The 13,821-nt window shown below is 34.8% G+C and carries 15 protein-coding genes; 9 read left to right on the plus strand and 6 right to left on the minus strand.

The genetic code is table 11. From position 1 onward, the window contains the following. Positions 1-148: 148 nt before the first annotated feature. The 5 genes from tig to HM983_RS04690 all read right to left on the minus strand — a co-directional run bounded on the left by tig (position 149) and on the right by HM983_RS04690 (position 4,496). Positions 149-1,471 carry a trigger factor gene (gene tig / locus HM983_RS04670; protein WP_179344241.1) on the minus strand — a complete coding sequence of 441 codons (1,323 nt, stop codon included), beginning with the start codon at positions 1,469-1,471 and terminating at the stop codon, positions 149-151. Positions 1,472-1,559: 88 nt separating this feature from the next. Further along, positions 1,560-1,907, minus strand: coding sequence for a phage holin family protein (locus tag HM983_RS04675; RefSeq protein ID WP_179344242.1), 348 nt, complete (start codon positions 1,905-1,907; stop codon positions 1,560-1,562). Between the two features lie 15 nt (positions 1,908-1,922). After that, positions 1,923-3,005, minus strand: a complete 1,083-nt coding sequence (locus tag HM983_RS04680; RefSeq protein ID WP_179344243.1) for an energy transducer TonB — start codon at positions 3,003-3,005, stop codon at positions 1,923-1,925. Positions 3,006-3,024: 19 nt separating this feature from the next. Next, on the minus strand, positions 3,025-3,786 hold the full coding sequence (locus HM983_RS04685; protein ID WP_179344244.1) for an alpha/beta fold hydrolase: 762 nt from the start codon (positions 3,784-3,786) through the stop codon (positions 3,025-3,027). Next, positions 3,783-4,496 (minus strand): pyridoxine 5'-phosphate synthase, encoded by a 714-nt coding sequence (locus tag HM983_RS04690; RefSeq protein WP_179344245.1) that lies wholly within the window; start codon positions 4,494-4,496, stop codon positions 3,783-3,785. Before HM983_RS04690 ends, HM983_RS04685 begins: the two co-directional genes overlap by 4 nt. Positions 4,497-4,588: 92 nt before the next feature. On the opposite strand from HM983_RS04690, the gene HM983_RS04695 reads away from it, so the two are divergent. The 9 genes from HM983_RS04695 (at position 4,589) to HM983_RS04735 (ending at position 13,246) form a co-directional block, all read left to right on the plus strand. Then, positions 4,589-5,245, plus strand: a complete 657-nt coding sequence (locus HM983_RS04695; RefSeq protein WP_179344246.1) for a CBS domain-containing protein — start codon at positions 4,589-4,591, stop codon at positions 5,243-5,245. A 2-nt stretch (positions 5,246-5,247) separates the two neighbouring features. Then, entirely contained in the window at positions 5,248-6,126 is an 879-nt protein-coding gene (locus HM983_RS04700; protein ID WP_179344247.1) for an NAD kinase, read from the plus strand. Positions 6,127-6,225: 99 nt separating this feature from the next. Next, positions 6,226-6,915: a type IX secretion system protein PorG gene (gene porG / locus HM983_RS04705; RefSeq protein WP_179344248.1), complete on the plus strand. Its 690-nt coding sequence runs from the start codon at positions 6,226-6,228 to the stop codon at positions 6,913-6,915. 1 nt (position 6,916) lies between these two features. Further along, positions 6,917-7,657 (plus strand): isoprenyl transferase, encoded by a 741-nt coding sequence (locus HM983_RS04710; protein ID WP_179344747.1) that lies wholly within the window; start codon positions 6,917-6,919, stop codon positions 7,655-7,657. Beyond that, the gene (bamA, locus tag HM983_RS04715) at positions 7,629-10,202 is read left to right on the plus strand and encodes an outer membrane protein assembly factor BamA (protein WP_179344249.1); all 2,574 of its coding nucleotides are present in this window, start codon (positions 7,629-7,631) and stop codon (positions 10,200-10,202) included. The genes HM983_RS04710 and bamA overlap by 29 nt, the downstream gene beginning before the upstream one ends. 154 nt (positions 10,203-10,356) lie before the next feature. After that, complete coding sequence (locus HM983_RS04720) at positions 10,357-11,487, plus strand: OmpH family outer membrane protein (protein WP_246277462.1); 1,131 nt, start codon at positions 10,357-10,359, stop codon at positions 11,485-11,487. A gap of 33 nt (positions 11,488-11,520) precedes the next feature. After that, on the plus strand, positions 11,521-12,021 hold the full coding sequence (locus HM983_RS04725) for an OmpH family outer membrane protein (RefSeq protein ID WP_179344250.1): 501 nt from the start codon (positions 11,521-11,523) through the stop codon (positions 12,019-12,021). 64 nt (positions 12,022-12,085) lie between these two features. Continuing rightward, a complete protein-coding gene (gene murI / locus HM983_RS04730) occupies positions 12,086-12,865 on the plus strand; it encodes a glutamate racemase (protein ID WP_179344251.1) in 780 nt (259 codons plus the stop codon). A gap of 33 nt (positions 12,866-12,898) precedes the next feature. Further along, positions 12,899-13,246: a GTPase gene (locus HM983_RS04735; RefSeq protein ID WP_179344252.1), complete on the plus strand. Its 348-nt coding sequence runs from the start codon at positions 12,899-12,901 to the stop codon at positions 13,244-13,246. A 32-nt stretch (positions 13,247-13,278) separates the two neighbouring features. Here HM983_RS04735 and HM983_RS04740 read toward each other — a convergent pair whose 3' ends face one another. Then, entirely contained in the window at positions 13,279-13,794 is a 516-nt protein-coding gene (locus HM983_RS04740) for a gamma carbonic anhydrase family protein (RefSeq protein WP_179344253.1), read from the minus strand. Positions 13,795-13,821 lie beyond the last annotated feature (27 nt).

The raw sequence follows: 13,821 nt of genomic DNA on the forward strand, positions 1-13,821 counted from the left end.
ATTTTTTAGATTTCCTGAAAAACTGAAACAAGTCGTACACAAGTTAATTCAGGCTTAATAAAGAACTTTCTACTGAAAACTCTTTATAGAAAAGGCGTAAAACTTTTCAATTTTACGCCTTAAAGATACTAATTTATTCAATTATCTTTTAACTGTAGAATTCTTTAACAAAATCGTCATAGGTAATATCCTTGGTCTTGATATTTGCTTCGTCTTTATAAAGTTTCAACAATTTTTGACTCATTAGTTGCTCAGATAAACGCTTTACCTCTTCTTGATTGCCCAAAATTCGTGCAGCTATATCTTCCAATTCCTTTTCGGAAGGATTCATTTGCCCAAATTGTGCCATTTGACCTTTTATCATCTCCATTGCAAAGGCTTTGAGTTCTTCAAATTGAACTTGTAGCTTATGATCGGTTATCAATTTACCTTCTATAAGCTGATAGCGCATACTTTTTTCAGACTTTTCATATTCTTCTTTAGCCTGCTCCTCAGTCATTGGCTCTTCACCTGCTGTCTGCATCCACTTCTGCAAGAAACTTGCGGGTAAATCAAACTTAGTATTTTCAACTAAATACTCGGTAACGTCATTTAATAATTTCTGGTCACCCTGCTGTACAAATTGCTTTTCAGAATCCTCTTTGATTTTTTGTTTTAATTCAGTTACTGAAGTCACATTGTCTTTCCCGAAAACTTTATCAAAAAGCTCTTGGTCTAAATCTGCCAATTCTCTTTTGTTGATTTCAGTAATTTCAAAATTAACTTCGATATCTAAACCGTGAGCATCATCGTGAGGTACTTTTAAGAACGTCATCAAATCGTGATCATCGTTAAAAAGACCTTTAGTTTTTAAAGTGACAACATCTCCAACTTTAGCACCAATTAATTTTTTTGGATTTGTCTTTCCTTTTAATTTATCTAAAGTAATCGTTGCTGTATTTTCTATACCTTTTTCTTCGTTTCTAAAGACACCAGTAATTTCTGAGTCTTTTTCAACCGTATCTTGAGCAATTATTTTTCCGTATTGCTTTTGGATATGTTTAACCTGATTATCAATCATTTTGTCATCCGCAACAATATTGTAATGTGTTATTGCTTTTTTACTTTTTAAGTCCACGTTGAATTCTGGTGCTAGACCTAATTCAAACTCAAAAGAAAATGCATCAGAATCCCAGTCAAGATCATCCTGCGCTTTTGGCAACGGATTGCCAAGTACATCTAGCTTTTCTTCTACCAAATATTTTCCAAGGGCATCTTGCAATAATTTGTTAACCTCATCTACTAATACCGCTTTTCCGTATTGTTTTTTAACCATACCCATAGGCACGTGTCCCTTTCTAAAACCTGGGATATTGGCAGATTTACGGTAATCTGAAAGTATTTTTTCAACTTTATCGCTATAATCTTCTTTTGCGATATCTACTTTAACAACTGCATTTAATGCATCGATGTTCTCTCTTGTAATATTCATTATTCTCGAATTTCTGTATCTAAAATTGGGCTGCAAAAATACAATTTTTTTTGCAACCCGACAATAGTTTTAAATGATTGAATTCTAGTTACTTTTTATCGTCTTTTAAGAAGGATTGCAGTAAGGACTGAAGTATAGATAAGAGCACACTAAAAAGTAGTGCGGTCCAAAAACTAGAGACACTAAATCCGTCAATAAGCTTGTCTGCCAACAAGATCATTAACGCATTAATGACCAATAGAAATAAACCTAATGTTATCACTGTAACAGGTAAGGTTAAAATTATCAAAATCGGTTTTACCAAAAGATTGAGAATGGCGAGCACAACGGCTACTATTATCGCGCCCAAATATCCATCTACAGCAACACCATTGAGTATATGCGCCAATACAAAAACGGCTAATGCGTTTATTAAAAGTCTGATGATTAAGTTCATAAAAAAAATATTAAATTATTGTACAACAAAAACAATAGGAAGCGAGTAAGGTACTATAATTGTTTTACCCCTTTGATAGCCTGGAGTAAGTTTTGGTATAAGACCAATTACTCTCATAGCCTCGTTCTCAAGATTAGGATGTGGAGCTTTTACCTCTATATCCTTTATAATGCCTAATTTATCAATCTTAAATTTAACAAAGATTCTTTGCTTACCTTGAAGCCCTACATTTGATGCTATATTAGAATTGAAATTTTTTAAAATTAATTCACTTATTTTCTGGCTCATGCAATTTTTTCTTGCCTTGTTGCCATAGATATCTTCACAACCTTTATACACCGGAACATGCTCAAATCTTCCATCTGGAACTTCGGTAGGTTTTAAAACAATTTTAGAATTGTTTGTTAGACCATCCTTAAACTTTATTTTAGTTTTCTTTTTGCCGTCTTTAGTAAACTGGGTCCAAGTTTTCTCTAGCTTTCCCTGGTCATAGCTACCCTCCCATTCTAGATCACCATCAACTGAATAACGCTTTTCTGTACCTTCTTTTTTGTCGTTTTTATTTTTTCCTTCGGTTCGCAACATACCATTTTCATAATATTGCTTGTATACACCATCTCTGTAACCGTCTTTATACGTTACCATCCATTCCGTAGTGCCATCCGCATACAATCGCTTCCATTCACCTGAAAGTTCATAATCTTTATAACTAGCTTCAACTTCTAAAGTTCCATCTTCCAAATACCCTTTGTAGTAACCTTCTTTTAGTTTATTTTCGGAGCGTATGTTTCCACTTTCATAATAAAACTTTCTAACGTAAATCCCTTCTATTTTTTCTACTTCACTCTTTATTGTACCATCTTTATAATATGATATATACTCCTCATCTCTTTTCCCATTAGTATAACTATACAAACTTGAGACTTGACCGGTTTTATAATAACTCTTCCATTTACCAACTCTTTTTCCGTTAGTGTATTGGCCTTCTGCTTTTAAGATTTCCGTGTCCTCGTAGTACTCTTTGAATGGTCCGTTATTTTGAGCAACTCCTAATTGAAAACTCAAAAGAAAAAGTACAAATGATAGAATTAATTTCATTTTAAAATTTTTGTTGAATTTAAACAAATTCAATTACTGCATCATAAAAATCTTTGGGATTTTCAGCATGCAGCCAATGGCCAGCATTGGCAATAGATTTAATTTTTGAGTCTAAGAAATGTCTTTTTATAATAGCCTCATCGGCTTCACCAATATATTCAGATTTGTCTCCTCTTAAAAAAAGAGTTGGCTTACTGAATGTGAGATGTATTGGTAGAGCCTCTCCGACTTCAGACACATTTTCTTTTAAAACTTCGAGATTCATGCGTAGCCCAAGTTGACCTTTTTTTACCCAATAAAGGTTTTTGAGTAGAAACATGCGAGTACCAATATCTGCGACATAACTACTTAGTGCTTCCTCTGCTTCTCCTCTGCTTTCAATCTTTGAGAAATCGAGATTGCTTAAACCTTCTAAAATTGCGTCGTGATGCACTGGATAGTATCGAGGTGAAATATCTGCAACTATAAGTTTTTCAATATAACTTGGATATTTTGAAGCAAAAAGCATGGCCGTCTTCCCTCCCATGGAATGGCCAAGAAGTATAATGTTATTTAAATTATGATCATCGCAGTAGCGTTTTAAATCTACTGCCATTATTTCATAATCAAATTCATCCGAATGAAAACTACGACCGTGATTACGCTGATCGACTAAATGCAATTGAAAATTTTCCTCGGCAAATTGGCGAGCTAAGGTTTTCCAATTATCTCCCATGCCTAAAAAACCATGAAGGATTACAAAAGGTTTTCCTTTGCCTATGATGTTGGAGTGTAAAATCATTTCAGCTTATCTAAATACATTTTAATCACATTTTCAGCCCCTAGATATAGGCTTTCTGCTATTAATGCATGCCCAATAGAAACTTCTAACAAACCCGTTATATTTTCCTTGAAAAACTGAATGTTTTCTAATGATAAATCATGTCCTGCATTGATGCCCAATTGCAAGGTATTTGCTAATCCTGCACATTCCATATAAGGTTTTATGGCCTCCCTATTTCCACGTGAAAATTTGTGCGCATAAGCTTCGGTATATAGTTCAATTCTATCTGTTCCCGTTTCTTTGGCTCCTTCAATTTGATGCAAATCTGGATCTACAAAAATTGAAGTTCTTATACCGTTACTTTTAAATTCCTGAATTACCTCGACCAAAAAATCCTTGTGCTTGATTGTGTCCCATCCTGCATTGGATGTGATTGCATCTACGGCATCTGGCACTAAAGTCACCTGCGTAGGTCTAACCTCCAATACCATATCTATAAATTTGGCTATGGGATTACCTTCAATGTTATATTCTGTATATACTTCAGGTTTTAAATCATAAGCATCTTGATACCTGATGTGACGTTCGTCTGGTCGTGGGTGAATAGTAATGCCCTCAGCTCCGAAACCCTGCACATCTCTTGCGAACTGAACTACGTTTGGCACATCACCACCTCTACTGTTTCTTAGTGTAGCGATCTTGTTGATATTAACACTTAATTTGGTCATACTAATGCATTTTAAAACACAAAAATACGAACTCAAGGACGCATTTTTGTGGTAAATTTTGATTAATTTGCGATATAAATTTTTACCAAATCATGCAATTACAGGACTTTGTTATAAACGATATAAAACCGATTAGCATCAATGATAAGATCAGCGATTTACAAATGTTATTTAATCAGTTGACTTATTCTCACATTCCTATTCATCGAGATGGTGTTTATATTGGTTGTCTTTCTGAAAATGATGCCCATTGTTTTGAGAAAGCCACATCCATTAATGATTGTATTCATGCAATAGAAGGCTTTTTTGTAAGGCCTGCAACTAATTGGCTCGATGTACTCGAAGCTTTCGCTCAGAATAATTCTAACATCATGCCAATTCTTAATAAAAAGAATCAGTATTTAGGTTATTATGAACTGAACGACATTATCCATTTATTTAATGAAACGCCTTTTTTTGCAGAACCTGGTGGTGTTTTGATTATAGAAAAAGGCATTCATGATTATTCATTTAGTGAAATTAGCCAAATTGTAGAATCTAATGACGGTAAGGTTTTGGGCGCTTTCATCTCCAAAATGGATACAGATTTAGTTCGTGTTACTATAAAAATTGGCAATGCGAGCCTAAATGAGGTGACTCAGACCTTTAGGCGTTATAGTTACAATATCGTATCAGGACATGAAGAGGATTCATATATTGAAAGCTTAAAAGAACGTTCGCAATATTTGGACAAATATCTGAATATGTAATTATGAAAATTGCGGTTTACGGAAAAAGTCATGGCAGAGATGCAACTAAAGAGGCATTCAACGTACTTCTGAAACTATTATCGGATGCTAATGTTAATGTCTATGTTGAAGCAGATTTTTTAGATCAGCAAAATATATCTGAAAACCTCATTTCTAACATTAAAAAATTTACCGCATTAGACACAAGCTTTGATTTGGTGATTAGCATAGGTGGTGACGGTACTATATTAAGAGCAATAACTTTTGTACGTGATTTGGGCATCCCTATTGTAGGTATTAACACTGGTCGATTGGGCTTTCTGGCCACAATCCAAACTACAGAAATCAAAGCTGCATTAGCACAGATTTTTAAAGGTAATTACAAAATATCAGAACGCTCGTTACTAAGTGTCACCACTGCACCAGACAATGAAGCGATTTCTGAAACGAATTTTGCATTAAATGAAATTGCGGTAAGTAGAAAAAATACAACTTCTATGATTACCGTCGTCACTCATTTGAATCACGAATATCTCACCTCGTATTGGGCAGATGGCTTAATACTTTCCACACCTACCGGATCCACGGGTTATTCCTTAAGTTGCGGAGGTCCAGTAATAACGCCAGACGCAAACAACTTTGTCATCACACCTATTGCACCACATAATCTTAGTGCAAGACCATTGGTTATTCCAGACCATACTGAAATAACATTAAAAGTTGATGGAAGGGAAGATCATTTCTTGATGTCCTTAGATTCTAGAATTGTAACCCTACCAAATACAGCAACAGTTACTGTAAGAAAAGCTGGATTCGCAATTAAAATGGTAGAACTGTTAGATGAAACTTTTTTAGATACCCTTAGAAAAAAACTGCTCTGGGGAGAAGATCGTCGTAATTAGACAATAAATACAAGCAAATTCTGTTTATCTGTAAGACAATTTATATCAAATCTTTACAGGCTTATCATAATTGTTATATTTGCAAATCCTAAAAATTTTATGAGGTATTTATTCCTAATTTTATTAAGTGTTTTATTGTTCCAAACTGCTTCCTCCCAGATTTATGAAGTTGGTGTTTTTGCAGGTGGCAGCAATTTTATAGGTGATGTTGGTGCAACCAATTACATTTCTCCAAATCAGCCGGCTTTTGGTATTATTGCCAAGTGGAACAGAAGTCCACGACACGCTTTTAGGGCATCTGTTATTTTTTCGGACTTAGAAGGTAAAGACAGTAAGTCGGATGATCCAAGAAGAGTGCAACGTGATTATGAGTTTAATGTTGGTGTTTTAGAACTTTCAGCCGGAATGGAATTTACCTTTTGGGATTTTGATTTGCACAAACCGGGTCTAAAAAGCACACCATACTTATATACAGGTATCACAATGGCCAACCATGACAATTATTATTTTGCAACTGATGGCACTTACACTTCAGAAAATACAAAAAGCTGGGCATACGGCATACCCATGATATTGGGTTATAAAGCAAATATATCCCACCATTTAATATTGGCGGCAGAAGTTGGTGCTCGATATACATTTTCTGATGAGCTAGACGGTAGTGTTCCGGACGCAAGATTTAGAGAACAATTCAGTTTTGGCAATACAAACAGTAACGATTGGTATGTATTTTCAGGAATTACCTTAACTTACACCTTTGGAAGAAAACCATGTTACTGCAACTTTTAAAATGAGTTTAAAAGAACAAATAAATAAAGAAAAACTACCCAACCATATAGCAATTATTATGGATGGCAATGGTCGTTGGGCAAAACAACAAGGTTTAATGCGTGTCATTGGTCACGAAAATGGTACAAAATCAGTAAGACAAGTTGTTGAAGCAAGTGCAGAGTTAGGTATTAAAAATTTGACGCTTTATGCATTTTCAACCGAAAACTGGAACCGACCAAAGCTGGAAGTACAAACATTAATGAGGTTGCTGGTAAAATCATTGAAAAAGGAAATAAAAACACTCAATGACAATAACATTAAATTAGCAGCCATTGGTTGTTTGTCTGATTTGCCTAAAAAAGCACATAACGAACTGTTGGACGTTATCGACAAAACCAAAAACAATAAGAATATGACACTAACCCTAGCTTTAAGTTACGGTTCTCGTGAAGAAATTGTTAATGTTATAAAGGAATTATCAGTTAAAGTTAAAAATAATATAATTTCTAGTGAAAGTATTGATGAATCAATTATAAATAAGCATCTTTACACGCAAAATTTACCCGATGTTGACCTCCTAATCCGCACGAGCGGAGAGCAACGTATCAGTAACTTTTTGCTTTGGCAGATTGCCTATGCAGAATTATATTTTACAGATATTTTATGGCCAGATTTCAGAAAAGAGCATCTATACGAGGCACTCATAAATTATCAAAATAGAGAACGAAGATTTGGAAAAACAAGCGAACAACTCACCTAAGCATAAAGTGTTGAAAGCATTCACGAAATTTACCTTTACCATACTATTCTTAATAGTTTCTTTTACCACTAACGCCCAGGTTAATGAAGGCGAAACATATGTTATCAATAATATTTCGGTAACTGGGAACACCAATTTTAGCGAGCAAACTATTATTGCTTATTCCAAATTAAGGAAAGGCGATGAGGTACAACTGGGTGGTGAAAAAATAGGAAATGCAGTAAAGACACTCTGGAAATCAAATTTATTTAGCAGCATAGATATTTACATCGTAAATATTGACGGAAACACTGCGGATTTAGAAATCAACCTCATTGATTTACCAGAATTAAAAGACGTTAAACTTGAAGGCGTAAAAAAGGGAAAAGTCGATGAAATTTTAAGTGAGAACGAATTAAAGTCAGGTGTTAAGGTCACAGAAAACCTTCTTACTACAACAAGAAATTATATCACAAATAAATACAAGAAAAAAGGGTTTCTTAATGCCAAGGTAAACATTATCACCACTAAAGTTATTGATTCTGTTGAGAAAGAGCGTGTAAATATGCTTGTAAAAATCGACAAAGGTGAGAAAGTAAAAATCAAAAAGATCAATTTTATTGGTAATGAAAAACTAAAGGATAAGAAGCTTCGAAAAGCGATGTCCAATACCAAACAGAAAAATTTTCTTAGAGTCCTAAAAAGGTCAAAATATATTGAAGAAGATTTTAGAGAGGATTTAGTGAGCTTGGTGGATAAGTACAAAGAAAATGGTTATAGAGATGCACGTGTGCTCTCGGATTCTATTATTTATAACGATGACAAAACCATTACTCTTAATATTGAGTTAGAAGAAGGTGAAAAATACACTTTTGGCAAAATTGATTTTGTTGGTAATACTGTATACTCAGATAGATATTTAGCAGCTGTATTAGGCATTAAAGAAGGTGATACTTATAATGGAGTAGAACTTAGAGAACGTATTGCAGACCCAAAAGATCCTGATGCGGCAGATTTAACTAATCTATATCAAAACACCGGTTATATGTTCTCAACAATTAACCCAGTTGAAGTGAGTGCCGCCGGAAATGTTATTGATATGGAGATCCGTATTTCAGAAGGAAAGCCTGCTTATTTCAACAGCGTTACAGTTGTTGGTAACGATGTTACAAATGACCATGTTATCTACAGAGAGATACGAACCAGACCGGGTGAACTTTATAGCAAATCTGATATCATAAGAACTATCAGGGAATTGGGACAATTGGGCTATTTTGATGCACAACAAATTGCACCTAACATTAAAAACCCTAATCCAGTTGATGGAACTTTGGATGTAGAGTATTCTGTCGTAGAGCAAGGATCTAGTCAGATTCAATTACAAGGTGGTTATGGCGGAGGTGGCTTTATTGGTACTTTAGGTCTGTCGTTTAACAACTTTGCAATTGGAGATGTTTTTGATAAAGATGCGTACAAACCAGTACCAAGAGGAGATGGACAAAGTTTAGCTTTGAGATTGCAGGCCAGTCAGTTTTTTCAAACTTATAGTTTCTCTTTTAGCGAACCTTGGTTAGGTGGTAAAAAGCCTTATCAACTTTCAACCTCGATATCTCACTCAAGACAGTTTTTATTTAATCCGCAAACTAGAAGAGCAGATAAAAGCAGACGTTTTAATATTACAGGTTTAACATTAGGCCTAGCCACACGATTAACTGAACCAGACAACTATTTCTCATTGTCGCAAGCCATTAGTTATCAGCATTACGATTTACAGAATTACAACACTGGTTTATTTACTTTTGGTGATGGTACATCCAATAACCTATCATATACAGTTGGTCTTACACGTAACAACCTTTATGTAGATCCAATTTACCCAACAGGAGGTTCAAATTTCTCTGTATCGGCTAAGTTTTCATTTCCATACTCATTGGTTAATGGTGTAGACTACAAAGCATTAGCCGAAGAACGCGATGATTTAGACCCGTCAGATCCCGATGATTTTGAACGTATTGGTGAGATAGATCAAGAACGATTTAAATGGTTGGAATTTTATAAAATTAAATTCAAAGCAGATTGGTACACAGAAGTTGCAAAAAAACTTGTTCTAAGACCTAGTTTAGAATTTGGCTTTCTAGGAGCTTATAATAATGATCGAGGTGTTATTCCCTTTGAACGTTTCTTTGTTGGAGGTGATGGTTTAGGTAATTTTGCATTAGACGGAAGAGAGGTTGTTCAATTAAGAGGTTATCCTAATCAATCTTTATCTTCTCAAGATGGTGGTTCAATTTATAACAAATTCTCATTAGAACTACGTTATCCAATTACATTGGGTGCCCAAGCTAAAATTTATGCTTTAACGTTTTTGGAAGCAGGACAATCAGTTAATGATTTTAGGGATTTTAACCCGTTTGAACTAAATAGATCCGCAGGTTTAGGACTTAGAATATTTATGCCGGCTTTTGGCTTATTAGGTATTGATTTTGGTCATGGTTTCGATCCTCTGCCAGGTACAACCGGAGCCAATGGCTGGGAAACTCATTTTATTATTGGACAGCAGTTTTAAGTTTGGCACGATATTTTCTAATAGCTTAATAAGAATTCGTCATGCTGCTAAAATTTTTAAGAATTTATTTCGTTAAATTTGAAGCAATGTAATACTGACAGATATTAAAGGTGTTTGGTATAACATTAATGTCTCAAAACAAAAACACAGAGCAATGATGAAATTTAAAGTTCTTTTTTTACTGGCAATTATAGGTCTATTGAGCTTTAGTGCAAATGCACAACGTGGAGTTAGAATTGGTTATATAGATACTGAATATATTTTACAAAATGTACCTGAATACCAAGAGGCAACAGCACAATTAGATCAAAAAGTCCTTAAATGGAAAAGTGAAATAGAGCAGCGATTAAATGAGATTGAGCTTAAGAAAAAAGAGCTTAATAACGAAAGTGTACTATTAACTAGAGAGCTATACGACGAGCGTCTTGAAGACATTTCTTTTGAGGAGGCTGAAATTTTAAAATATCAGCAAGATAGATTTGGACCTAATGGCGACTTAATGATTCAGAAGCGTCAACTAATAGCTCCAATTCAAGATCAGATTTTTGCAGCGGTGCAAGACATTGCGGAAACTGGAAAATACGATTTTGTTTTCGATAAATCCGCTGATGTTGTGATGCTGTATTCAGCAGAACGTTACGATATAAGTGAGCGTGTACTTAATACGATTACCAGAGCTTCAAAAAGAACTCAGGTAAAAAATAAAAGAGAACGCGAAGCCTTAGAGGAAGAAGAGGTAGTCCCTGAAGTGACAACAGAATTAGATGAGCGTACAAAGGCTTTAGAAGAAAAGAAAGCAACTCGAGAAGCAGAATTAGCAGCAAAACGTGCAGAACGTGAGGCTGCATTAGAAGCAAGAAGAAAACAGCAACAAGAAGCTAGAGAAGCTAAAAAGCGTGAAACAGAAGAGAGACGCAGAAAAATTTTAGAGGCTCGAGATGAGAAATCTGAAACTTCAGAACTTGAAACAAAAGGATTAGAAAAAGATACAACATTAAAGGTTAAACCTATAATTAAAGCCGATAGTACTAAAGCAAAATCTGAGGTAAAAAAGGATTCAACAGCATCTAAAAAACCAAAAACCGCAGCTCAAATTGCAGAAGAGAAGCGTCAACAAAAGATAAAAGATCGCGAAGAGCGAAGAAAAGCCTTAGAAGCTAGAAAACAAAAAATAATAGAAGAACGAAAAAAAGCACGTGAAGAACGTGAAAAAAATATAAAAAAGAGAGACTCAATTGCCAAAGCAAAGAAAGCTGAGGACAATGAAGATGAAAACAACGATTAATAATTTATAACACGTAATACAATTAACAGAAAAATGAAACATTTAAAAACCCTTTTATTCGCAACGGCATTATTTATTGGAGCTACAAGTTTTACTGCTGCCCAAAGTAAAATTGCTCATATCAATACGCAAGAGCTTATCAAGGCAATGCCTGAAACTATTGCTGCCCAAGCAGAAATAGAAAAATTAGGAAAAACTTACGAAGCGACCATACAAGGTTCGCTGAAAGAATTAGATACCAAGTTAAAGCAATATAATGCTGAGGCAGAAGCTCAAACTGAAGAATCTAATATTAAAAGAATGGAAGAAGTTGAAGGTATGAAGCAAAGCCTTAGTAAATACCAGCAACAAGCACAACAGGATTTACAGAAAAAAGAATTTGACTTACTGAAGCCTATTACAGAAAAGGCAAAAGCTGCCATTCAGAAAGTTGCAAAAGCTCAAGGTTATCAATATGTATTAGATGCATCTACATTAGTAGTTGCAGATGGTAAAGACTTACTTGCAGACGTAAAAAAAGAATTAGGAATATAATCCTTTTTTAAAATAAATTTATAAAAAGTCGCTTTGCTAAAAGCGGCTTTTTAATTTTATACTCATGAAGCGTAATCCCATAGGTATATTTGATTCTGGCGTTGGAGGCACCTCCATTTTTAAGGAAGTGCATACCCTTTTGCCTTATGAAAATTGTATTTATTTGGCAGATAGTAAAAATGCACCTTACGGCAACAAATCTGAAGCCGAAATACTGCAACTCTGCATCAAGAATACAGAATTTTTATTGAGCAGAGATTGTAAAATGATTATTGTGGCTTGTAACACAGCAACTACCAATGCCATATCCTATTTACGAGAACATTATAACGTGCCCTTCATAGGTATAGAACCAGCTATTAAACCAGCAGCGCTGCAAACACAGACCCAAGCCATCGGGATATTGGCAACCAAAGGTACGTTGAGTAGTGAGCTGTTTCACAATACAACCAATTTATATGCGAGTAATATAAAAGTGATAGAACAAATTGGAGAAGGTATTGTGCCACTAATTGAGAATGGTAAATTAAATTCCCCAGAAATGGAGTTACTTTTAAAAACCTATCTCAAACCCATGTTAGACCAAGATATAGATCACTTGGTGCTTGGTTGTACACATTATCCATATTTAATTCCAGTATTGGAAAAAATGCTTCCTACAAAAGTTAAAATCATAGATTCAGGGTTGGCAGTGGCCAAACAGACCAAAGCTATTTTGTTGGCCAACAGTTTGCTGAACCCTTCAGTAATTCCACCTGAATTAAAGCTATATTCCAACGGGAACGTCGAAGTACTTCGATCGCTAATTGGTGATGGCTTTACCAGTTCTTATTTAAATTTTTAATTAGGTTAAATCAGTACATCGCACTCTTATTCTATGAAATTACTTTTTGTTTATAATGCAAAATCCAGCAAATTAAATGCACTGTTAGATACTGGGCATAAGCTACTTAGCCCTTCTACCTATAAATGTCAATTGTGCGCGCTCACTTTTGATACATTCAGTGAAGATAAAACCTGGAGAAAATTTAGGGAAGACAGTAATATTGATATGAAATTTTTTCATAAGGATGAATTTGAGGCTCGATTCCCCAATGTAAATCTCATATACCCTACAGTTTTAAAACTTGAAGGCAACCAACTTACAACAGTTATAACAAATGAGATTTTGGAAGGTATAACTAATGTTGAAGATTTGATTGTAAATTTAAAATCCAATATTTAAGATGCTGAAATAAATTCAGCATGAGTAAGCCATTATTCTTTGAACCAACTTGAATATTTTACATAGTTGTTGGCAATTCTATCAATTTCACCTGTAATCAATTCTTCACTGATATCCTTTATTTTTTTGGCCGGGATTCCTGCATAAATAGTTCCAGATTCCACAATGGTATTTTCTATTACCACAGCACCAGCAGCAATAATACTGTTGCTGTGTATAATGGCATTGTCCATAACGATACTGCCCATACCAATTAGTACATTATCTTCAATGGTACATCCATGCACAATCGCATTATGACCGATGGATACGTTATTCCCTATTATGGTAGCGGCTTTTAGGTAGGTGGCATGGATTACAGCTCCGTCCTGTACATTCACTTTATTTCCCATTTTAATATAATGTACATCGCCTCTAATAACAGCATTAAACCAGACGCTGCACTGGTTTCCCATTTTTACATCCCCAACTATTGCGGCATTGTCTGCCACATAGCAATCGTCTGGAATTTGTGGGTATCTTCCTTTTACTGGTTTTATAATTGGCATAATGTTTCTTTAAATAAAAATATCCTT

This window comes from Winogradskyella ursingii (assembly GCF_013403975.1).
Taxonomy (GTDB): Bacteria; Bacteroidota; Bacteroidia; order Flavobacteriales; family Flavobacteriaceae; genus Winogradskyella; species Winogradskyella ursingii.

Bases quoted from the DNA above. Each gene is read 5' to 3' on its own strand.
- murI (WP_179344251.1), top strand. From the start codon at position 12,086: ATGAAGCGTAATCCCATAGGTATATTTGATTCTGGCGTTGGAGGCACC.
- HM983_RS04720 (WP_246277462.1), top strand. From the start codon at position 10,357: ATGATGAAATTTAAAGTTCTTTTTTTACTGGCAATTATAGGTCTATTG.
- HM983_RS04690 (WP_179344245.1), bottom strand. From the start codon at position 4,496: ATGACCAAATTAAGTGTTAATATCAACAAGATCGCTACACTAAGAAAC.
- HM983_RS04675 (WP_179344242.1), bottom strand. From the start codon at position 1,907: ATGAACTTAATCATCAGACTTTTAATAAACGCATTAGCCGTTTTTGTA.
- HM983_RS04685 (WP_179344244.1), bottom strand. From the start codon at position 3,786: ATGATTTTACACTCCAACATCATAGGCAAAGGAAAACCTTTTGTAATC.
- HM983_RS04680 (WP_179344243.1), bottom strand. From the start codon at position 3,005: ATGAAATTAATTCTATCATTTGTACTTTTTCTTTTGAGTTTTCAATTA.
- HM983_RS04700 (WP_179344247.1), top strand. From the start codon at position 5,248: ATGAAAATTGCGGTTTACGGAAAAAGTCATGGCAGAGATGCAACTAAA.
- HM983_RS04740 (WP_179344253.1), bottom strand. From the start codon at position 13,794: ATGCCAATTATAAAACCAGTAAAAGGAAGATACCCACAAATTCCAGAC.
- HM983_RS04695 (WP_179344246.1), top strand. From the start codon at position 4,589: ATGCAATTACAGGACTTTGTTATAAACGATATAAAACCGATTAGCATC.
- porG (WP_179344248.1), top strand. From the start codon at position 6,226: ATGAGGTATTTATTCCTAATTTTATTAAGTGTTTTATTGTTCCAAACT.
- tig (WP_179344241.1), bottom strand. From the start codon at position 1,471: ATGAATATTACAAGAGAGAACATCGATGCATTAAATGCAGTTGTTAAA.
- HM983_RS04735 (WP_179344252.1), top strand. From the start codon at position 12,899: ATGAAATTACTTTTTGTTTATAATGCAAAATCCAGCAAATTAAATGCA.
- HM983_RS04725 (WP_179344250.1), top strand. From the start codon at position 11,521: ATGAAACATTTAAAAACCCTTTTATTCGCAACGGCATTATTTATTGGA.
- HM983_RS04710 (WP_179344747.1), top strand. From the start codon at position 6,917: ATGAGTTTAAAAGAACAAATAAATAAAGAAAAACTACCCAACCATATA.